Raw genomic sequence first — 20,923 nt, 5'->3', positions numbered from 1 at the left:
AAAGCGCCTGTCGGCGCTTTTTATCTGAACATTTCTTATCCAAACATCTCGAGTAAATTTTCTAGAAAAGCTAACTCTTTATTACAATGAATTTTATTTAGGCTCTCACTGGAATCTATTGCTATTTAACCCCAAGCTTCAAACTCATTGGGCTTTACGTGCTTTATTTTTAATCTAACGTTAGGATCCAGAGCTGTTTCAGTCCCCATTTCACAGAAGTATTCAACAGCATCTTCGTCTTCAATCATGTCAACGGAGTTAGCAACGACACTCAACCGCCCACCACCTCTAGTCAATGAAAAATACACATTCTTGTTTTCATTTACTTCAAACTTCAAAGGAATGAATTCAGGTTCTTCAAAAGAAATATCTATCCATTTATAGTTATCTAAACTCTTCCCTTGTCTTGGAGTATAAACTGTTTTCAACCCATTTTCGTCAACAACAAAATACATCGAATTCTCGGCTTGATTAAAGCAAGCTTTCAAACTGCCACCTTTATTTTCCAAATTACATGTAAATACAACAGGGTCTTGTTCGCAGTCTGCATTTACAAAAAATGGTAACGGAAAAATAAATAAAAACCCCACTACCTTAATAAATTTACAAACCATATTAAACTTAAGTTTATCGACTGAATTTAAAAATAAAAACAATACTGAGCCTTGTCAAAATAGAGAACGCGAACATACATCGGACATTCCAAAAAATGAAACATTCATCAACAACTACTCTAGTCTTCTATACTATTCATAAGTTAATGTCGATCGTCATATCTTGTACAGATTTATATAAATTGTTAACTATAAAATCAGAGAGTGCTCTTCTATCATAACTTTCCAAGTTAATAATACTCTCTGGAGATTGCACATTGACTTTATATATCGTTTTTTTTCCTTCTCTTTTATCAAAACTCTCTTCGAGATATAAAACATCGGTTAGAACAATTTTATTATTTTTGTAAGAATAAACCAAAATAAAACTATAATTAGAATTATCTTCCTGTGTTGTTGTTAATATAATATTGTTTCCAAAATTTTGGTCGACTGAATAACCCAGTTTCTTTACTAGAGTATTTGATATAATCAATTTATAATTAATATCATCTTCTAAAATATCAGGATAATTACTCTCATTGCCTGAAATCGTTGATATTTGATTATCACCAAGCAATATATCTTGACCTAAAAAACGTTGCTCAGATTTTGAAAAGTAATAATCTCCATCAATTTTATTTACCTCAATTTCAACTTTTTTATTTTTAAGATCTATTAAAAATAAATCTTCAACTTGAGAAAAAGAACTAAAGCTAAATAAAGCTGAGGATATAAATACGATCAACCTTACTAAAAATTTATTCATTACATAAAACCTCATATATATCCAAAAAATACTTTGTTCTTTTTTCTTTGTCAGAACGTGGAAGGCGTGAGTTAACAACATTAGTGATACTATTTGTACTAGCTATAGTTCCGGACACTTTCTCATTCAAATTATTAACATCCCAAAAGCCAAGAGCAGCTAAAAAACCTTCTTTGGTTTTCAAAACCGAGTAAGGGTCATCTGAAATATTAAAACCCAAGTCTTGAATTTTATTTTCCAATCTAGTTTGAACAGCGTCATAGTTATATTTCCAAGTTAACTGTATAAACCCCTTCCCCTTATACCTCAATCCAGAAACGTCCCCTCCCTTGACGAGTACAAAATGGCCATCTGGTGAGTCACAAGAATAAACACGTTTCGCTATCTCATCTTCCTGAGGAAGCTGGCTATAATAATAGCTTCTTCTTCTCACATACTTTTTCTTATCCGCCTGTGAAAGTGCTTTGTATTCACTTTCATCAATTCGTATATAGCCAAGACTAACTGCTTCTTCAGGGTATTTATTGAAGTAACGCTTAAACATTTCTTTTAACCGATCGACAGAATACCATAAGTCCTCTTCATTACCTTCTAGTTTCGAACCAACTTCAGCTCTTATCTGAGCAAAAAATTGTGCTGCTCGTTCATTGGTATTTATTTCAAAGCTACTAGCATATTTATTAAATAAGTCACGCACTTCTTCTCTTTTACTGAGGGAAGAATCTGGAAACATCAGATTCATTTGCTTTTGAGTCACGTAGTAACCCGAAACAAAAGAATTAACAAAAGGCCAATAATGCCAAAGGCTCTTATCATCGCTTAGTTGCAAATCACCTTGTAAATCTTGCATCCATGAGAACTTATCTGCTCTTTCCAGTTCGAATTGCGAGAAAAGATCAAAGCTATCCATCACTTGATCGCGCCATGGGGAGTTACGGTAGTCCTCTATAGTCACAAAACCAGCGGAGCACTTAATATCTAGAGCTTCCTTTGCGGTCTGATGGATTGATTCATAAAGACTTTGTGACGACTCTGTATGCCAATCTGTAGGATGTTTTACAATAAATCGCTCAAAGTGTTTACGCTTACCGTCTAAGTATACTTTGGCATCGCGAGCAGTGAACGAGGAGAAGTCCGTTACTTGATCTTCTGTCACAGATTCAAGTAATTGCTGAATAAACGAATTACTCATATCAACGGCACCGCTACTATCGGCCCCATCGAGAACAACAAGTGGATTTTCTTCCGCATTTTTGGGAGAAATCTGTTTTTTGAAAAATTCGGGCGGCTCCTCAAAAGAGAACATCTCGATATGCACACGATTATCTTCTTTCTTAGTTCCAATTGCATCGTTACTGTACTCATGCAGTCCCATGTAACCGATATCTTCCCCAGCTGAAACCTTTATCCCCTCTCTAAATAGGAGTGGGAGTAAAGAAACCACACTACCGTCCCTAATCATTGCCGCCTTGTCCGACATCCATTTAGGTTCTGAAACTGGTTCTGATAGGACAGCAGAGGAATCTTCTAAAATGTCAAAGTCACTATTGAGACCCGAAGCAAACCAAACAATCTTGTTTAACAGTGCTTTTTCGCTACCACTTGCCGATTTACCATTCTCTACCACACGGCACTTTATCATTTTGTAGGTATTTTTGTCGATCTGGTATGGATGGGTCTCCTTCTCTTCTGCATACAGGTATTCAAGTAATGTTCCTTTAGACATCGACTGTTTTTTTTCACCAGAATTAGTAGGCACATCACTATGTTTGAAAGTGCGTACATTTCTCGCTTCTTGTAAACGGTAACGCGTGGTTATAGATGAATTGGCGCCAATATCTGAAGGTGGCGCAAGGTGCATATAAAGTGTATAGAACTTAAATACATCTTCATTATCTTCGGGGTTTACAGCCTCATGCTCGATAAGCACAAAGTTATTACTATACTTAAACTCTTGCTCTTGGTACGTTGATGTTAGGTAATCAGGATTTATGCGAAATGCCACTATTTTTCCATCAAGCATCGCTTGAATAGGTCTGAGCCCTTTCCCCCACGGTAACATTTTTGATGTTAAGTGAATGCCACTATGCCAACCGTACCCTTGTCCTATTAAATAACGACCGCTCTTAGCTTGATCAAACAATTTCGTAAAATCACTGAGCGTGTAGTAAGCGTCACCTTCTCGTTGCGCTATCGGAAAAACTGCATCCATGATTTAAATGTCCTAGTCAGAAAAGTTATCGTCAAAAGTGACAAATGATGGGCGGTTCAAGTTGTTTGACTTCGTGTACACCACCGCATTAACCCTACCTAAATTAGTAGCAAAGCTAGATTGGCTCGCTATGTTAACGGTACTCCCAAGGGCCATTGCCGATATAGAAATTAGGGTGTCATTTTTGGTTTCGAAAATTTGGCTAATGACGTCAGGAAGTGCTTGTTTGAAGTGGTTAAGTGCTTTTTTATAACCGTTTATACCCTCTTCAACAGAACTCAACGATCTTGCAGAAGCTTGGCTTTGTATGAAATCTAAACGACCGATGATTTCACTGTTTAGCTCATCGATGTATGAACAGATTTGATTGTTTATCAACGTCCATAAAACAAACTGCAAATACTTCACAGTATTCCCAGTCCCTAAAAAGCGAAGCTTCGCTAATAATTCATAGGGAGGCTCAAACACATCAGCTTGATATAAGACTCTCAATATATCGCCATTTTCGTGCACTTGCTCCAAGAGCAGTTCAACTAAAGGTTCATATTTCTCTAGCGCAGTAGTATCAGTTTGGATGTGATAAAGTGCCGAAACATAAGCATCAGAAAAATCTTTAGAGTGATTTTGACTAATCGCATAAGGAGACGATATACGGCTTTGCTCTAACACAATATCTTTAAAGTCATCATCACTGAAGGATGGGGACATCAATATGCCCCAGTCATTAGCAACCCCAACACGATCTTCCCAAAATGGCGAGCGGCGACCTGCGACAAACGTACAAAAATCATTCGGATCAGGGTAAGTTTCCGTAACAATATTTTCAGCTAAAGATTGGTTCGGGGTGTAAGAGTCTTGAGTTTCGCTGAGCACTAACCTGCATTCTTTTAGAGCGAGACCATTAACAGATGCTTTTCCGCTAGAGTCCAGCACTCCACTCCCAATGACAGCACCTGAAGGTTCGACTAAAGAAAATTGTGCATTAGAGTAAGGGAGCCCATTTGGATATTTGCATTCTATATCCAGCGTATACGTCCCTTCCTGCTCTTCAGTCACAGAAACCGATGGGTTTTGTGCGCCACCCAAACACATAGTGTTAGCTTTATTCATGGTCATTTGATCGGACAGGCGACATACGCCCTTACCTTCAAATTTAACCGTTGGTGAGGCTGAAATGAATTTTGCTTCGGCTTCTATCGTGCCTGAGGCAACGCCTTTTCTGTCACCGCCCGCATCGCCAGTACTTTTTGAGAACGTACTGCCCTTGATAGCGACACTGTTACCGCCATCCATAGAGACCGTCGTAGTCCCACCTGCAAGGTCTGCTGATTTAGCATTGTTGCCATAAGGGATAGGAACGACTGGCTTGCCGACCTTAGTTAAACAAACATCTGGGAGCGTTGCATTCGCTTCACCACCTGAGCCTTTATGAACTATCGAAAGTCCATTCGCACCAACTGTTACGCCCATAACCAATCCATTTGAATTTTATTGATTGAATGATAAAAGAGATCGCAAACTGCAATCTCTCTAAATAACTAGTGAATTTCACTAAAAGACCAGTGATATTCACAATAAGCCCTAAAACTGACAGAAGATCTCATTTTAGATCTCTGGTTATCTATACATTTCAAGCAGTTGCTGAAATTTTAAGTCTATGACGATGTAGGTTGCCGCATACATAAGCGCAAACGTCATCGCACTAAGACTTAAGATCAGCTTGGGTGAAATTACCCTTTTTAACGGCTTCTTTAGATATTTAGCTTTAAGGTTGATTAAAGAAACTTTTTCTTGTTCTGCTAGGCGGTCATCTCGCACTAATCGATAAATGGTGCTGCCAATTTCCGCTAACTTTTCGTTGCCACGCTCTTCACGGCCGTACTTGCCTTGGAAACCAAGTTGAAGCAATAAATAGAGAAACTCTATAACGTGACGGTATTTGCGAGGGTCGGCTTTTAAGCGGTCGAGAATAACGAAAAACTTGTCACCACCAGATGTTTCGTTATGGAATTCAGACAGTAAGCTGTTCTGGCTCCAGTGACTATTTGCTCCCCATTCTTGCCGACAAACAGATTCATCAATCGCCGCACACAAGCAGTAACGAATAACAAGAACCGAAGCACGATCGAGCTCCATTTCATTAAGTTTTCGTTCGCCTTTTCGAATCTCACGTGCCACTTGTTCACGAAATGGCATCGGGTCATCAAGCCAAGGGATCGAAGACATACAAGACAGACTGGCGATCAACCATGAGAACTGGTCCACTAGCGGGTTAATACCCATGTTGTCGATAGATAGATCTTGTACTGCGATGTTTCTCGACAAGTCAGGCGCTGGCATTACCTCCATTGGTTTGCCAGGCTCTGGTTGGAATAAGACTACGGTGACGTCGGTTTCTGCGTAACTCATAGACGAACGGCCCAAAGTTGCAATGATAAGTTAGCGAAATCGCCCGCAACGTGAATCGCAATCGCAGCAGTGTTCTTCAATGCCATCCACTCTTCGCCCGTTTTATCGAGCTCGAAATAGGTGTAGCCAGCGTGATACGGCAGCGCGCGTGGCACTACTGGCATTGGTTTGATCTCAATCCCAGGCAGTTGAAGGTTAATCAAGTCACGTATGTTATCGATAGAACCGATCTTCGTTTGGCTGACAAACTGGGTATGCAGAACATCCAAGGTCACGTCGGCTTTAACTGCGAGGATAAAGGTTGTCGTATCAATGATCTTATTGTCAGGGATTGCTGCCGTTCTGATGCCATAGTTCTGATCTTTTAAGGTTAGTGGAATTGCTCTTTGCTCAGACATCACGCTCAATGTCATTTTCGCACTGTCTAGGACGCGAGAAAGACAGCTAGTAAGATCACCATGATTGTACTTCGTAAACTCAATAGGTCGGCGTGTCGTTGAGCACAGCGTCGAAAGCTCACCCTCTGCCTGAAGAAGAATTCGATACAAAGACTCAGGATGCACAGCTTCTGTGCTTGCGAAATGCCAAAACAAGGGTTCGTATCGGTTGAGCGCTTGCAATAGCATAAAGTCAGAAACCGATGATACGCCTTGTTGATCCACCACCCCTAATCGCTGAACTATCGATTCCGCGCGATGCTTCAACATAGAAGCAAACTCGGTCGCAAATTTACTCAGTACTGTCGACGCATGAATATCGATGCAGGTAGGAATGAAACTATCATCTAAGATCACGCTGCCATCAGGCTTCACTTCTGAGATCTTTAAGATCGGAATAGACGTGTAAGCACTCTTATCTTCATGATCGTACATTAAGCAAAAGTTAAGCTTACCGACGACGATATTTGCCATGTCTTCCGAATCATAACAAGCGTCAACCGCTTCTTGAGATTCCATCGTATAGCGCGCACCGTCTTTTTTGGTACCAAATAACTCAGAACGTTCCGATGGTAACGGACAGCACAAATAAACGACTTTATCGGCAATCGAAGGATCTACATCTTTCACTTCAGGCAGCTCAGCAAGCAACGGAAGCTCAAATGGTGTCCGGTCTTGTAAAATACCTTCAGCACGAGTAATACCGATTTTACCCAGTGCTAGTAACTGAGAGTTGATTTCTAAACGTTTAATTCCCCAATGCAAAGGCGATGCATTGGCACTCAGTAGGCTCGATAGTTTACTTTGCGAACGATCGAGTTGTTGAAAATGCTGCGGCTTCATGAACATTCCATCTTGCCAAACAACTGGATTGTATAAAGACATGTTTCTATCCCTTAAAAGTAAACCTGTTCAATGCCGCGAGTGTTATCAGAAATTAACTCACTGCCCTCTAACTTGAGCTTGATGTAGTACTCGCTCTTCTCTTCAATAACTTCCACTTTTCGCCATGACGAACCATCAATATCACGAAAAGCCACTGAAAAACCGACGGCACGAGTGTCAGGGTCTAGCGTTAGCATTTCATGAACTTTTCCACCTGGCTGTATTTGATACTCGTAACGTTTGATGTACTCATCACCCAACGACGCTTTATCGCTCTCAAACAAGGCAAAGAAATCTAAGCTTCGGAACAATACTGGCGAACTTAATTCGTGAAGACGGAGAATAACTGGAGATGACTGGCCCCCATTTCTCACATTGAGTACAGGTGATGCCTCAATAACCAATTCAATCGACGAAGTTTCTGGTGTGATACCAGTGGACTCTTTAAATTGATCCCACATGGAACAACCGGACAACATGGCAAATCCGAGTAATACTGCGATACTACGCATGGTTTCCCTTAATCACTTTGTTATAGTTTTTCTTAATCAGCCCTTTTAAGGATGTTTCATTAAGCAGGCGACGATTATTAGTGTAGAAATCTAGGTATTCGGCCCACAGCTTTGACTTAGTTGAGAACAAAGACTGGCTAGCGACCCTGTTAGCAAATGCTACGGGATCGTTCGTTTCAGACTGTTCTAAAACGAGCTCATTCAGTGCTTTGTTAAACATAACTTGGTGATCGTTCAGCTCATCGAGCATTTGTTCAACCAGTTCATTTGGAGCCAGTAATTGCTGACTATTCAAAGTGAGCATTAGCTCTGCGATGTTCGAGTTAGCCTCACTCGCACTCTGCTCATCTTTTAACGATTCCACTTCGTGCAACTCTTTCTGTAGGTTATCAATACATAAACGCAAGCAAGTGCCCATTTGCTTGAATAACTGCGCCTCGTTTGTCATCAACTCTGGATTTCGAATACCCAAACCATCAAAAAACGCTTGCGCTATATCTGGAGAGCAAACGGCCGCATCAGTATCGACTTGTGCTTTCGTCGTACTGTTTATCGCGTGCTCTGCCGTAGGTATTTGAAGTTGCTGATTAGTGTTAGGAGAAGGCGTAAAAGATTGGGTCATCTCTTCCCATTTTGACCCTGTATTTGCCTGCTCTACGACCATCTCAGTAACATTAGGCGTACGATGTTGTCTTTGAATCGTGCTATCTGGGGCTACTGTGCCAGGTTGTATCGCCTCAACTGAGGCAATATCGGCTCTATGTGCCTTACCGCTTTCTGGCGCTAATGCATCATTGACTGATGCGTTACTCTTGGTTTCCGCAGCCATCCAGTCTTCAGGGATTAGGCTTGGCTGATCGAATTCGGAATATATGCTGAAACTGTCATCGACCACCTGACGCGTACTTTCCACGGTTCTAGGTTGTTCAGATTCTGTACGCTCATTATCACGAATTAAGTAATCGTCATCTCGCTGCATCGAAAAGTTAAGGTGAGCAACAGGATCATGACAATCAATGTCATCCTGTTTAGTCTCCATAAACAAATCTTCTAAGGCACCGACTTTTTCTTCCTCTTCGACAACCGCATCTCCTAGACTAACCAGAGGATCGCTAGATACTCGCTCAGGAGCAATATCAGCGGCGATGTCTAGTGTTGAGGTAACGTGCTCAAGAGAAACACCAATCTCATATTGCCCTAAAGAAATGATGTCGCCATCAACTATCGCAACGGGTTGATTTTTTAGTATTTTATTCCCATTTACCATTGTGCCGTTAGTTGATACGTCACTTATATAGTAGGTATCTCCATACACGCTGAGCAAACAATGAGTGCCCGATATAAAGCGGTTGTGATCGGCTAAAGACACGCTACAGCTTGGGGAACGACCTATCGAACCACCACTTTCAGGCATTTCAATATGCTTTGCACCGGTGTATTCCTCTGGACACTTTGAGATAAATAAAACTAGCTGATTTGAGTACATTTACGAACCTCAAAAGAGCAAAGAAACTGATAGTTCAAGCCCACCAATTCCATCATTTACAACCGGAAGGATATAAGAGGCCTGCGGGATAATTTGTATATGGGCGTCAGGATTACTGCCTAACTTTATAGCAATACCAAGGGTCACAACCGCACCTAACTCAAACTGGTCGATGTCTTCAACACTCTCATAACGATAGCCCTCTTGGTCTACTTGCCAGCGATTAGAATATTGCGAGTAACCGACAGACAAGCCCGCACCAACGTATGGCGTGAAAACACTCCAAGAAGTCAACGCATATTGAGGAACAACACGAAGTTCATAGTTCGTCGCTTCTTGATATAAGCCGTTTGCTGGCGCTTCAATATCTTCTGCTAGATAGTTTAGCCCTAACCACCAACGCCAACGGTTATTGTTTTCATCAATAGGACGAGTATGAACTAAGCCGAACCTAAGCGTATCCTGCTCACCACTTTTACCTTCATCGTATTTAATGCTATCGATAGTCAACATACTGGTAGAGAGTCCAAATCGCTCCCCTTTTGCCATTACAACAGAAGAAAATAGACACATGGCTGAAATCAGCCCAATTTGACTTGGTTTTAGCATTTCGTCCCTCTAGGAAAACCGATATTCTACTTAGAGGCGAAAGATATCAATTATATTCTCTTTTTCAATATGCCTAAAAAAACACCTATAATTTAATACATTTTAACTATCAGGTTGGTTGTTTTACCTACAAACAAAAACTAAAGAACCGACTACAGATTAAGTGACGAGACAGTAAATCTTTCTATTTAAATAGAAGTAACAGAATTTGATTGCTAATTGAACAAAACGTAATCTCCGATAACAATTTAGTTACTTTTTAATCAACGTTCTCATCTTCATATATAAGTTTCTTCTTATAAATAGACTTAACTATTGATATTAATATTATGAACAAAGATCACACTAAAAGTAATTTAATTTCTTTTAATGAATTTTTATTATCTAATCCGCTTATTTTGTCTATAGAATTGCGGCAGATGTGCACTGCTTATAATTTAATATAACAGTAGTGAAATCCTATATAACTTAATACTTCTATATGATCAGTTGGAACTTTCCTTATGTTTTTTACCGACTTCGCTCGAAGACCAATCGATGAAAATAACCCAAGCGGCTCTAATCCTAATGGTTCTGAGGATTTTGACGAAATTAAACGTCAAATAAACAACCTGAATAAAGTCACAGGGAGAGTCTCGTGGAAAACGGTTCAAACACTCTCAAAAAAGATCTTGAGTACCCAAGCGAAAGACCTACGTTGTTGCTGTTACTTTACCGTTGCATCAACCTATAACGACGGCTTAAGAGGCCTTGTCGAAGGGTTAAACTCAATACTTGATGTATGTGTCGTATATTGGTTCAACGCGTATCCAGAGCATTCAAAGTCAAAGGCACGAATGAGCGCTATTGAATGGATGGTAGAGCATACTGAAAAACGAATTAATAAGTATCGGGCGTTACCAGAAGAGCTTCCATTGATAGAGGCAGCACATCAATTATGCTTGAGGATTGAGGAAGAGCTTCGTCTTCATTACGGTATTGAAGCGCCGTCACTAGGTCGCATTCGCCGTATTTTGAATCAATGGATTGAGCAGATAAAAGAACAACAAATTGCGGCTGAGTTACGCGAGAAAAAACAAGCCAACACTAGCGCTCCTGCAGCAACGCAGAAGGCACCTGAAATTAAAGTGAATGTGTCTCCCTCTCCAGCACCGGTGTCATCACCCAACCTAAATAGCCAAGAGAAAGCATCACCGGCAAAGTCTGGTCGATTTATGATCTACTTCGTTATTGGTTTGATTGTTACTGCGATATGTTCACATTTCATGTACGAGCAACAACGTTATCGAACATTGGAACAAAAAATTAATCAAGCTTCACTTAATGAACTTGTAAATTTGGTCGCCTCGTTAGATTACGAAAATAAAAAATATGCTCAGTCATTGAAAACGCAGGCCATTAATCGTGTCGATATTATGATGAATAACTGGTTTTTAGACTCGGCAAAAGTAAGTAACGTCAGCGAGCTCGATAGCTTGACCAATGAATTAATCGCAATCTATCCGGATTCGTCTTCTGCACAGCAGCTACGTCAAAACTTTTTGACACAGAGCGCCCATTTAGAAGACCAGTTTATGGATGTTTATAAGCGATTCTCAGACGCAAGAACGGTGTTTGCCAACGTAGCTAGACAGAATGTAGATAAGAACTCTGAAAAGGCGTACGAATACAGTAACTCGTTATTCCCGCTTTTAGGTCGTATTGAATACGCTGAAAAGTATTCACAGCAAAAGGAAATTGACCGCGCAACCCTTTTACTGAACATCTACCTATATAAATTGAGTCAGCTACAAGCTGAAAAAACTGACAATAAATAACAATACAATTAAAGAAGTTTTAGGCTTATGTTCAAACAAAAACTGTTTAGAAATCCAGTGGTGATTTCTACTATATTGATGTTTTTAGTGGTTGCAATTATCACCACTATTTATCTGCTTTTTCTTGACGAAATCGATCAACTTTATCTTTGGCTGACCCTTGGTGCTATCGCCATTGTTTACGTCACTTTTCAATTCACATTATGGTTGAAGAAAAAGAACAACGCTAAAGCTCAACATTTGGAAACCGAGGAAGAAGCACTTTCTATGGTTATCCAGCCTCTTCTTGCTAACTCAGGCAAGAAACCAATTTACCTGATGCTTGGTAATAAAGGGTCAGGGCGACGTCAATTTTTATTTAATTCTAGTGCAATTAAACCGATGGATCGCACTAGAACCGCTAAGAATGACTTTTTTGAATGGTACGAATCTGACAGCGCTGTGTACATCAAACCAGACCAACGCTTAGTGTTCCAGGAAGTATCAAGCAGTGATGCTTCTTTATGGAATACGTTCATTGAAGAAGTTATTCATCATCGACCTCGAAAGCCATTTTCTGGGTGTCTATTCTTCACCGATTTCGAGTTCATGATCGTCTCTGAGCCAGAGCAAAAAGAGTACACCATTTCGTCGTTATTGGCGCGCTTGAGTACCATCAACTCTAAAACGTCTTCAGCATTGCCAATCTATTTGATTATGTCAAAGCTAGACAAGTTAGATGGCTTTAAAGAATACATGCACTTTAGCTCTCTCAAGACACGTGTTGAGTTCCTCTCTATCCCACTAAAAGAAGCCAAAGGTGTATTTGCAGAGTACTACCGCGATAGCTATCGAAATCTAGTGAGAGTGCTTGAAAGTAATGCGCTAGATGCATCCGCTAATTCAACGGACATTGATGAGAAACAAGCAATACTCGCTTTCCCTAAGCAGTTTGAGCTATGTCAGTCTGAAGTCAGCTATGTGCTTGAGCGTCTATGTGATGTTAACAACGGTGTCTATTCACTAGACATCCGTGAGATTTTCTTTAGTTCAAGTCTGCAAGGCGGTCGCAAGTACAATTTACTTGCAAAAAGTTGTAGTAATTACTTCAACTTACCTATTATCGCGTCAGAGCATACTCAGTTAACAGAAACGCCTTATTTCTCTCGCTTTCTGATTGATTCACAAATATTGCCGGAAAGCGACTTTGCGGGCGAAAACAAGACGTATCTTCGTCTAATTCAGAGACAAAGCCGTTTGGCAATACTCGGCTCTATTATCCTGCTTACTGGGGGCAGTTACTTCTTTTTCACGACATTAGACAGTAACTTACACGTGATGAATCAACTCTTGAGTATCGATGACAAATCACAAGTGGAGCAAGATGCAAGATTCAATGAGCTTTTAGCGAAGGCGACGAAAGCAATAGAGCCTTCTTATGGGGCGTGGCTTAAAGGTTCTAAGGCTTTGGATGAAGAGATATTACCACTCAACATTAGCCGTTTGGATCAAAGCACTCGCATCGCTTACGAAGCATTACTTAAGGACGTTGCTCAACAGTTGATACCTCTCATTGAGAAAGCTTACCGTCTACAACTGACACAAAATCAAAACACTTTTACACGCGCTTTACCTCTATTGAAGGGGTATCTAATGCTAAACGATCCAACAAAGCGTGATATCCGTTTTTTGCGTCATCAAACTCTCCAAATGATGAACGATTTGAGCAACCAAAGTGACGTCGTCAATCAGGCGATGCGTTATTTAGACGCTTACTTTCGCACACAGTTTGATCCAATTGATATCAATATGGATCTTGTTCGCGCAACACGTCGCTCATTGCTAGCAAATTCGAATGTTGATCTCGTTTATGCAGGCATTTTAAACGAAGCAAATTCGATTGATTTAGGAACCCTAGATCTGCAACGAGCTGTGGGTTTTGAGTTTAGCAATGTATTCAACACACCAATCGATAGTGAACGCTTGATCGTAGATAAGATCTATACCTCCACTGGTTTTAGCACTTTTTATCGACCACGCGTGGACCTAATGTCACAACAAGTCATCAGTGACAACTGGGTTTTAGGTCTGTCACAACACGTTATTCCTACTAGTGAAGAACAAGAAGCCTTCAAAGAGGAAGTACGTAAAAAATATACTGACGACTACATCAGTAATTGGCGCAATGCGCTGAGTGAACTAAAAGTCCAGAACTATGACAATGTCGGCGATCTAACGAACGCGATAGACTTAATCTCGGGCCCTTCTTCACCAATGACAACCGTACTGAAGCAGGTCTATGCCAACACACAATTTTCACCCGTTGGTGAAAAAAATGCTCTGATTTCAAAGCTAGACCCGAAACTCGTGGCAGCGGCAGACTCCGCATCAGACGTAGTAGAGGAAGTAGTTAAGCCTGATTACTTGTTAATGAAACGTGTTGAACAAGCTTTTCACTTATTAAACCAACTTCAGGTCAGTGAAACACCAAACTCCCCTACTCCTTGGGATGAGACCGTAACAGCGTTAAGCCGTGTTCGCACGTATATGAAAGACATCGCTGATGCACCCGACCCGCAAATGGCGGCGCTAGCGGCAGCTCAGCATCGAATGAACAGCAGTGAAGCTGACCCATTAATAAAACTTAAACAAATTGCCCAAAAATCACCGGAACCCGTTCGTAGCTGGTTGTTAGATGTGGTTCAACAAAGCTGGTCAGTCATGATTAAAGAGTCCGCTAAAGGCATTCAAACCCAATGGTACAGCGAGATTTACACCAAGTTTAAAGAGATAGGGCTAGGACGATACCCATTTGATCTAACAGCGACCGAGGAAATCTCAATTGAAGATTTTGAATTACTGTTTGCTTCAGGTGGCTTGTTAGACACATTTATTCAGAAAAATTTTGCACCGTTCTACGATACCAATTTGTGGACGCCAAAACAGGTGGATGGCGAGACGATGCCAATCTCTCCGGCTCTGTTAGTGCAACTGCGTAACTATAACGTTATTCGAGACACATTAATTAATAAAAGCACTAACCGCGTTCATATTCCGTTTAGTGCAAGAGTACTCGATCTTGATTCTAGTGCGATTAGAGCGAGCTTAAAAATTGCAGATACCAATATAAGTTACTACCACGGTCCAAGCCGCATTCGTGAAATGGCATGGCCACCGCAAAATGGTGACTTCAATATTAGTATCACACTCCAGGATGTAACCGATGAAGGCAGACAGCACGTTTTAAATAAGAGTGGTCAATGGGCGATATACAGATTGCTAGGTGACTCGACCTTGACAAACACTCATAACGGCAGCTTTGTCAGTGACATAAAAGTGTCAGGGAGGGACTTGAGCTTACGCATCACTCCGTTGACACAGAAAAACCCATTCACTCTTGCTGAGCTGTATAACTTTACGCTCCCAGAGTCGATTTAATAACAATATAAAAACAAAATAGGCAGAACACATGATTTCAAACATGACTTTACAAGGTTTAGATAAATTGGATCGAAAAATACTTTCAAGTCTATTGTCGAATGGGCGAGAGTCGATTGCGAATCTATCCCGAAACATTGGTTTGTCTCGAACAGCAGTAGCAGAAAGAATTAATCGTTTAGAAAAGACCGGTATTATCAAAGGCTATACCGCACAGATTCGTGTAGAAAATGAAGGGCGAAAAGCCGCTAGTTATCTACTGATCTCTTGTGAAAAGGGTAAGAAGAATGATGTAACGAATGCACTTAAAGAAATTCCTGAGGTTCGCTTAACGAGCGTTGTTGGTGGCAACTTTGATATTATTGCCCTAATTGAAGCGCCCGACCTGCAGTCTATTCATCATCTTTGTAATGAAATTGAATCATTTAACGGCATTCAAAGGCTTGATACTACCGTTGTACTGCATCAGCCGATCAGTCGTTAAGCTTTTCTGACCTCTTCGAGGAAAACATAAAGGGCCGCTCGTTGAGCGGCTTTCTTATATGCTTCCGATAAGTCGAATTTTGGCGTCTTTATCACCTGGGTTACCAAGCCAGAACGTTTGACCTAGTTGGTTCCCTTCTCCATTACCCAGTTTGTTTTCTGGAATACTGTCTAGGTTAACTGTCAACTTTAGGTCCCACGACATTGGGTCACGCAGAATAAAGCGCATCAAGCCCACCAGCGTCTTATGTAACTCACCATCGTAGGAAAACTGCTTAAACGTTTCAAAATCAATGTTGTCGATACACAAGTTAAACTTGCCGTTCAAATCCGCAATGCTTTGTCCCAAGTGTAAGCTTTGCCCCAATACACAATTGGAACGATTGAGTTTGTTACGCTGGCTTTCTGCAATCTCGACCCGCCGATAAACCCATTCTTCGATTCGCACATTCGGCAGTGAAAAGTAGTGCGAAACAATACCGGAAATAAGCTTGGGTGAACGTGTACGCGTAGATAACTGGTTCACGTAAGACAGAACTTTCGCTCGATCTAACTCCGCGACTTCACAATCTTGCATAACGCTAGAAAGACCAGCCAAATGCAGTATGCGCCCAGAAAACGCATCGCTCGCCCCGCTTTTGTACTGCACGTGATATCGGTATTTCTTCCAAACACGATACAGTAAGCTTGTATAGCGGTTGTGGAAAAAGTCGAAGAAATCCTTCACTGGGTTATCATCGGGATCACGACCGACGAGTTTCTCAGTGTAAGACGCAGGTAGGGGCGAGCTTGAACCATGCAAGCCAAGAAAGTTCGTCTCAATACGTGAATATTGCTGTCCGTTTCTTTCCATATGAGTAATAAAGTCCATATCACTCTTTGGAAAGCACAGGTTTGGCGACACGCTGAACTCAATTCGCTCTTGGTGAAAGTATTTGTTCTCGCCCACGGCAACAAAATTTGAGTTTGGCTCCAGCTGGTAGTGTTTCTCTAACAGCAACACCGCTTGGTAGAAACTAAACTCATTCGACTTATCAGAAAGTGTGTTAATCATAGTATCGTCTGCTGCCCGATTAGGCTTGCCCAGTTGTAAACCTCGCCCGTCGCTTCATCGAACACCTCTAGTTCGGTAAAGGAGTTCACACTCGAATATAAACGGATAAATTCATTCAATACCGTGGCCATAAGGAACATATCGCCTTCATTTACGAAGAACTTAGAGTCCGTCACGAGCTTGAATTGGTTACCACGCACAGATACACCACGAAATACGCGATCGATTGGTTTCATCTCTGAAGAAATAATGCCATCAAGTCGATGAATCGACGCGCGGTGGGCTTGTCTATCGACTCGAGAGTGGAAGTCGTAAGTCGAGAGCAACACTTTCAACACATCGATATTGGCCAAAGACAAGTAGTTGAGCGACATGTTGGCAATCAACTGCCATTGAAGTTCACCATTAACCTGAGGACTTACTGACTGTGTTGGCTTAGTAATGTTTTTAAACGTCGCATACGTTGGCGATTTGTGCGTCGCGTACGTGATGTCCCCTACTGACAGGCGCTCCGCTAAGTCCGCGTTACTGCATTGCAGTTTCATCAATACGGTTTCAGTCCCTAAATCCGCGATGTCGCCATTGTGAGTATGGAATGAGATATAGCGCTCTAACCCTCTTCCGCTTACTCGCTCGCCCACTTTGGATTTGTAGAACTCTCGCTTATCACGCTGGTTGATTTGGTGCTCAAACGATTCAAATTCAATCAGTGGTTTTCGGCGACGCTCGTCTTTACTCCAGCTCTCCACTTGCTCAATGGAATAAACCTCGTAATGCTCTTGAATGTTACTTTGTGGACGCACCTTGTACTCGTTTCGTCGATGCTCTAAACGGATTGGATCGCCGTCTTTTTCAAACAAGTTAACGGCAGGTGTGCAGTGCAACCTTAAGTGTTTATCTTTAAGCACCACCTCTGAAGGCAAAGCACGCTTAAAGTGGAATTTGATTTTGACCGTACTGCGCTGTGGAATGCCTTTTAGCCACTCTAAGCCTTTAATGTCGAAGAACATGAACTTATCTGGCAAAGAGAAGAATTCTTGCAGCAAACGGTAGCCTGCAAAGGAATTTTTGCTGTAAGGCAACAGCGCCTCGTCCTCTTCATGCCCGACTGGCTTAACGTATTCTGGCCCTAAACGATGTTTGTAGCCGCCACCAACATCCAACTCGACGTGATCTAGATAACGGAACAGCCATAAGAAGACAGTGCGAGTAATATGAATCTCACCATGCAGGTGCAAACGCAACGTATCTAAACCGATACGAGACAGTTCCAGGCCTTGCTCCGTCGATAACGTCACATCAATCATCGAACTGGTGCGGCTGTTAGTTTGTTCGATGTTAGTAATCGTAACTGGGTATAGATTGACGTCATAACAAGTACGGAACAAACACTGCGTGCCTTCTACCTGTTCGCTGGCCATTTCCGCACCACGTTTCACCACGGTTTTCTCAGTAACACTTCCGGTATGCGGTTTTAGTTCGCTAATGCACAAAGACGGAATCGAACGCATGTAATGTGGCCACAGCAAAGTCATCAGAGATTGCGTTAGCTCAGGAAGTTCATCGTCAATCTTTTCGCGGATGCGTCCGGTCAAAAAAGCAAAACCTTCCAGCAGTCGTTCGACATCTGGATCAAAAGTTCCTTCAGAGAGAAAGTGAGTTAACTTCGGATGATATTTGGCAAACTCACTACCCGACTCGCGTAAATACGTGAGTTCATCTTGAAAGTATTTACTGTTACTCAAGTGGCACCTACTAAACGTTAAATTGGCCGTCGGTTCCCATGTAGACATCGATCGACATTGGGACTTTACCGCCGTTATGGGAAACTTCGCCGCGAATACCAAAGCCGAGTTGTAATGGGTTATGGTGGTCTTCACGGTAGTGAACCTCGACATTCAGCAGTCGGGGCTCAAAGCGTTCTATGGTTGACGTGATGTTTTTTTGAATATGGCGAACGAGGTTCGTGTTGTTAGAAAGTACGTCGTTAAAATCTGGCAGACCATACTCATTGTCGATCATTGCGTTGCCGGAATGCGTATTCAACAAGTCAGCGAGATGCGAGTGAATGGATTCAATCAAATGCTTATGAGACACCACTTTCTCGTAGCAGTTTTTTGGTTCTCCTAGCTCGATCCGCTCTAAAAGACGGTAACCTTTTTCCATATGCGATCCTACGAAAAAAGCAGCCAGTCTTCACTGGCTGCTTGATGGTTTCAGTAATGGGTTATTGGTCTAGCTTACCAACTAGAGACAAGTCGAAGCTTGCGCCCATGTACTTGAAGTGAGGACGTACAGACATCGATACTTTGTACCAGCCTGGATCGCCTTCTACGTCTGATACTTCAACCTTCGCAGCGCGAAGTGGGCGGCGACCACGAACTTCCGCTGGCGGGTTCTCTTGGTCAGAAACGTATTGACGAATCCACTTGTTCAGTTCGATTTCTAGGTCAGAACGCTCTTTCCAAGAACCAATTTGCTCACGCTGTAGCACTTTTATGTAGTGCGCTAAACGGTTGATAATGAACATGTAAGGAAGCTGAGTACCTAGCTTGTAGTTCATCTCGGCTTGTTTGCCTTCCGGCGTGTTCGCAAACACTTTTGGTTTTTGAACAGAGTTTGCAGAGAAGAACGCCGCATTGTCAGAACCTTTACGCATGGTTAGCGCAATGAAACCTTCTTCTGCTAGCTCATACTCACGACGGTCAGAAACCAGGATCTCGGTTGGGATCTTAGTCTCGATTTGACCCATAGCTTCAAAGTTGTAAACCGGTAGATCTTGTACAGTACCACCGCTTTGAGGACCAATAATATTCGGACACCAACGGTACTTAGCAAATGATTCACTGATCTTAGACGCCATCGCGTACGCTGAGTTGCCCCATAGGTAGTTATCATGGCTGTCTGTTACTTGCTCATCGTAGTCAAACGCCTTGATTGGGTTATCTTCAACAGAGTAAGGTGTACGTAGCATAAAGCGAGACGTACATAGACCTAGGTAGCGCGCATCTTCGTGCTCACGCAGACCACGCCATTTCGCGTACTGTGGACCTTCGAATACAGACTTCAGATCTTTTAGGTTTGGCAGCTCTTCGTAGCTGTCTAGACCAAAGAATTTAGCCGATGCCGACGTGATGAATGGTGCGTGAGACATTGCACCTACGTTAGCCATGTATTCCATCAATTTGATGTCAGGCGACGAAGCTGACATAGCGTAATCACAAATGACGGCGCCAACAGGTTTACCACCGAACTGGCCGTATTCACGTGTGTAGATTTGCTTGTACAGGCCAGACTTCACCACCTCTGGAGCGTCTTCGAAGTCATCAAGAACTTCGTCTTTCTTCGCAGAGATCAGTTCGATTTGAATGTTCTCGCGGAAGTCAGTGTGATCAACCAGGTACTTAAGGCCACGCCACGTTGATTCAATCGCTTGAACTTCTTCGTTATGAAGAATTGCATCAACTTGCTTAGACAATTTTTGGTCGATTTCAGAGATCATCAGATCAACCAGAGATTGGTCGACTTTCTCTGTGTTCGAACTGCTTAGTAGCTCACTGATGAATGCTTCTACGCCGCGTTTTGCAACGTCAAAACCTTCATCACTTGGCTTTAAACGTGTTTCGTTAAGAATGCTATCCAGAAGTGAGCCTGATTCAACTAAGGCTGCTTCTTGTTCTGGCGCTTGTGCTTCTGCAGACATGATATCCCTTACTCTTCTTTCGCGTCTTGGTCGTTGCCAATGCTTAGTTCATCCAACAGTTTCTTTCTCGCTTCTTCATCTTGAAGAACCGATGCGATCTTCTTACGGAACGCAGGAACGTTTCCTAGAGGACCTTTCAGTGCAACCAAGGCTTCGCGAAGCTCAAGTAGGCTGTTTAGTTCAGGTACACTTTTCGCGATCGCTTCAGGAGAGAAGTCCTTCATGTTTTGGAACGTCAGATCAACACCAATCTGGCCGCCTTCTTCATCAGAAAGACGGTTTTCAACGTTGACTTTAACGTTTGGAGACATGCCCTCTAGCACTTCGTTAAAGTTGTCTTTGTCAATGTTAATTGGAGTACGTTCTTCAATTGGTGTCTCATCTGCACGCGCAGTAAAGTCGCCAACTACCATCATGCTTAGCGGCAGCTCTACGTCTTCTTGCGTATCGCCAGTTGCTGGAACATAACGGATATTAATTCGCTCTTTAGGAGCCACCGAGCCGTCACGTGACATAATTCGTTCCTTATCTAACTCT

The 20,923-nt window shown here is 42.0% G+C and carries 16 protein-coding genes and 1 pseudogene; 3 read left to right on the top strand and 14 right to left on the bottom strand.

What is annotated here, in order from left to right; translation table 11 throughout:
- Positions 1 to 125: 125 nt before the first annotated feature.
- The 9 genes and pseudogenes from R7R24_RS01135 to R7R24_RS01095 all read right to left on the bottom strand — a co-directional run bounded on the left by R7R24_RS01135 (position 126) and on the right by R7R24_RS01095 (position 9,912).
- Positions 126 to 656 (bottom strand): hypothetical protein, encoded by a 531-nt coding sequence (locus R7R24_RS01135; protein WP_230818659.1) that lies wholly within the window; start codon positions 654 to 656, stop codon positions 126 to 128.
- Positions 657 to 750: 94 nt separating this feature from the next.
- Positions 751 to 1,362 (bottom strand): hypothetical protein, encoded by a 612-nt coding sequence (locus R7R24_RS01130; protein ID WP_318119409.1) that lies wholly within the window; start codon positions 1,360 to 1,362, stop codon positions 751 to 753.
- Positions 1,355 to 3,574 carry a hypothetical protein gene (locus tag R7R24_RS01125; RefSeq protein WP_230818657.1) on the bottom strand — a complete coding sequence of 740 codons (2,220 nt, stop codon included), beginning with the start codon at positions 3,572 to 3,574 and terminating at the stop codon, positions 1,355 to 1,357. The genes R7R24_RS01130 and R7R24_RS01125 overlap by 8 nt, the downstream gene beginning before the upstream one ends.
- 1,022 nt (positions 3,575 to 4,596) lie before the next feature.
- Positions 4,597 to 5,044: pseudogene (locus tag R7R24_RS30960) on the bottom strand (DUF4150 domain-containing protein); the annotation flags it as partial.
- A gap of 147 nt (positions 5,045 to 5,191) precedes the next feature.
- Positions 5,192 to 5,983, bottom strand: coding sequence for a type IVB secretion system protein IcmH/DotU (gene icmH, locus R7R24_RS01115; RefSeq protein ID WP_005373354.1), 792 nt, complete (start codon positions 5,981 to 5,983; stop codon positions 5,192 to 5,194).
- Positions 5,980 to 7,305 carry a type VI secretion system baseplate subunit TssK gene (gene tssK / locus R7R24_RS01110; protein ID WP_005373357.1) on the bottom strand — a complete coding sequence of 442 codons (1,326 nt, stop codon included), beginning with the start codon at positions 7,303 to 7,305 and terminating at the stop codon, positions 5,980 to 5,982. The genes icmH and tssK overlap by 4 nt, the downstream gene beginning before the upstream one ends.
- 11 nt (positions 7,306 to 7,316) lie before the next feature.
- Positions 7,317 to 7,817 carry a type VI secretion system lipoprotein TssJ gene (gene tssJ, locus R7R24_RS01105; RefSeq protein WP_005386118.1) on the bottom strand — a complete coding sequence of 167 codons (501 nt, stop codon included), beginning with the start codon at positions 7,815 to 7,817 and terminating at the stop codon, positions 7,317 to 7,319.
- Positions 7,810 to 9,303: a type VI secretion system-associated FHA domain protein gene (locus R7R24_RS01100; RefSeq protein ID WP_053307570.1), complete on the bottom strand. Its 1,494-nt coding sequence runs from the start codon at positions 9,301 to 9,303 to the stop codon at positions 7,810 to 7,812. The genes tssJ and R7R24_RS01100 overlap by 8 nt, the downstream gene beginning before the upstream one ends.
- A gap of 9 nt (positions 9,304 to 9,312) precedes the next feature.
- Positions 9,313 to 9,912, bottom strand: a complete 600-nt coding sequence (locus R7R24_RS01095) for a hypothetical protein (RefSeq protein WP_213883414.1) — start codon at positions 9,910 to 9,912, stop codon at positions 9,313 to 9,315.
- Positions 9,913 to 10,415: 503 nt separating this feature from the next.
- Here R7R24_RS01095 and R7R24_RS01090 point away from each other — a divergent pair.
- The 3 genes from R7R24_RS01090 to R7R24_RS01080 are packed head-to-tail and all read left to right on the top strand — an operon-like array spanning position 10,416 to position 15,630.
- Positions 10,416 to 11,729 (top strand): type VI secretion system ImpA family N-terminal domain-containing protein, encoded by a 1,314-nt coding sequence (locus R7R24_RS01090; RefSeq protein WP_053307568.1) that lies wholly within the window; start codon positions 10,416 to 10,418, stop codon positions 11,727 to 11,729.
- Positions 11,730 to 11,756: 27 nt separating this feature from the next.
- The gene (gene tssM, locus R7R24_RS01085; RefSeq protein ID WP_213883412.1) at positions 11,757 to 15,146 is read left to right on the top strand and encodes a type VI secretion system membrane subunit TssM; all 3,390 of its coding nucleotides are present in this window, start codon (positions 11,757 to 11,759) and stop codon (positions 15,144 to 15,146) included.
- 31 nt (positions 15,147 to 15,177) lie between these two features.
- Positions 15,178 to 15,630: an Lrp/AsnC family transcriptional regulator gene (locus tag R7R24_RS01080; protein WP_005373369.1), complete on the top strand. Its 453-nt coding sequence runs from the start codon at positions 15,178 to 15,180 to the stop codon at positions 15,628 to 15,630.
- A gap of 54 nt (positions 15,631 to 15,684) precedes the next feature.
- Here the strand turns inward: R7R24_RS01080 and tssG are convergent, their stop codons facing one another.
- The 5 genes from tssG to tssB all read right to left on the bottom strand — a co-directional run bounded on the left by tssG (position 15,685) and on the right by tssB (position 20,901).
- Positions 15,685 to 16,683 carry a type VI secretion system baseplate subunit TssG gene (tssG, locus tag R7R24_RS01075; protein WP_005373373.1) on the bottom strand — a complete coding sequence of 333 codons (999 nt, stop codon included), beginning with the start codon at positions 16,681 to 16,683 and terminating at the stop codon, positions 15,685 to 15,687.
- A complete protein-coding gene (gene tssF / locus R7R24_RS01070) occupies positions 16,680 to 18,428 on the bottom strand; it encodes a type VI secretion system baseplate subunit TssF (protein ID WP_318119408.1) in 1,749 nt (582 codons plus the stop codon). The genes tssG and tssF overlap by 4 nt, the downstream gene beginning before the upstream one ends.
- Before the next feature lie 10 nt (positions 18,429 to 18,438).
- Positions 18,439 to 18,849: a type VI secretion system baseplate subunit TssE gene (tssE, locus tag R7R24_RS01065; protein ID WP_005373376.1), complete on the bottom strand. Its 411-nt coding sequence runs from the start codon at positions 18,847 to 18,849 to the stop codon at positions 18,439 to 18,441.
- A 61-nt stretch (positions 18,850 to 18,910) separates the two neighbouring features.
- Positions 18,911 to 20,386 (bottom strand): type VI secretion system contractile sheath large subunit, encoded by a 1,476-nt coding sequence (tssC, locus tag R7R24_RS01060; protein ID WP_005373378.1) that lies wholly within the window; start codon positions 20,384 to 20,386, stop codon positions 18,911 to 18,913.
- An 8-nt stretch (positions 20,387 to 20,394) separates the two neighbouring features.
- A complete protein-coding gene (gene tssB, locus R7R24_RS01055; protein WP_005373381.1) occupies positions 20,395 to 20,901 on the bottom strand; it encodes a type VI secretion system contractile sheath small subunit in 507 nt (168 codons plus the stop codon).
- Positions 20,902 to 20,923: the final 22 nt, after the last annotated feature.

The organism is Vibrio sp. 704 (assembly GCF_033339295.1).
Note: the sequence above shows the minus strand (reverse complement) of the source record. Positions and strands in the feature narration are given on the sequence as shown.

Bases quoted from the DNA above. Each gene is read 5' to 3' on its own strand.
- R7R24_RS01095 (WP_213883414.1), bottom strand. From the start codon at position 9,912: ATGCTAAAACCAAGTCAAATTGGGCTGATTTCAGCCATGTGTCTATTT.
- icmH (WP_005373354.1), bottom strand. From the start codon at position 5,983: ATGAGTTACGCAGAAACCGACGTCACCGTAGTCTTATTCCAACCAGAG.
- tssC (WP_005373378.1), bottom strand. From the start codon at position 20,386: ATGTCTGCAGAAGCACAAGCGCCAGAACAAGAAGCAGCCTTAGTTGAA.
- tssB (WP_005373381.1), bottom strand. From the start codon at position 20,901: ATGTCACGTGACGGCTCGGTGGCTCCTAAAGAGCGAATTAATATCCGT.
- R7R24_RS01130 (WP_318119409.1), bottom strand. From the start codon at position 1,362: ATGAATAAATTTTTAGTAAGGTTGATCGTATTTATATCCTCAGCTTTA.
- R7R24_RS01100 (WP_053307570.1), bottom strand. From the start codon at position 9,303: ATGTACTCAAATCAGCTAGTTTTATTTATCTCAAAGTGTCCAGAGGAA.
- tssG (WP_005373373.1), bottom strand. From the start codon at position 16,683: ATGATTAACACACTTTCTGATAAGTCGAATGAGTTTAGTTTCTACCAA.
- tssJ (WP_005386118.1), bottom strand. From the start codon at position 7,817: ATGCGTAGTATCGCAGTATTACTCGGATTTGCCATGTTGTCCGGTTGT.
- R7R24_RS01080 (WP_005373369.1), top strand. From the start codon at position 15,178: ATGATTTCAAACATGACTTTACAAGGTTTAGATAAATTGGATCGAAAA.
- R7R24_RS01125 (WP_230818657.1), bottom strand. From the start codon at position 3,574: ATGGATGCAGTTTTTCCGATAGCGCAACGAGAAGGTGACGCTTACTAC.
- tssK (WP_005373357.1), bottom strand. From the start codon at position 7,305: ATGTCTTTATACAATCCAGTTGTTTGGCAAGATGGAATGTTCATGAAG.
- tssM (WP_213883412.1), top strand. From the start codon at position 11,757: ATGTTCAAACAAAAACTGTTTAGAAATCCAGTGGTGATTTCTACTATA.
- R7R24_RS01090 (WP_053307568.1), top strand. From the start codon at position 10,416: ATGTTTTTTACCGACTTCGCTCGAAGACCAATCGATGAAAATAACCCA.
- tssE (WP_005373376.1), bottom strand. From the start codon at position 18,849: ATGGAAAAAGGTTACCGTCTTTTAGAGCGGATCGAGCTAGGAGAACCA.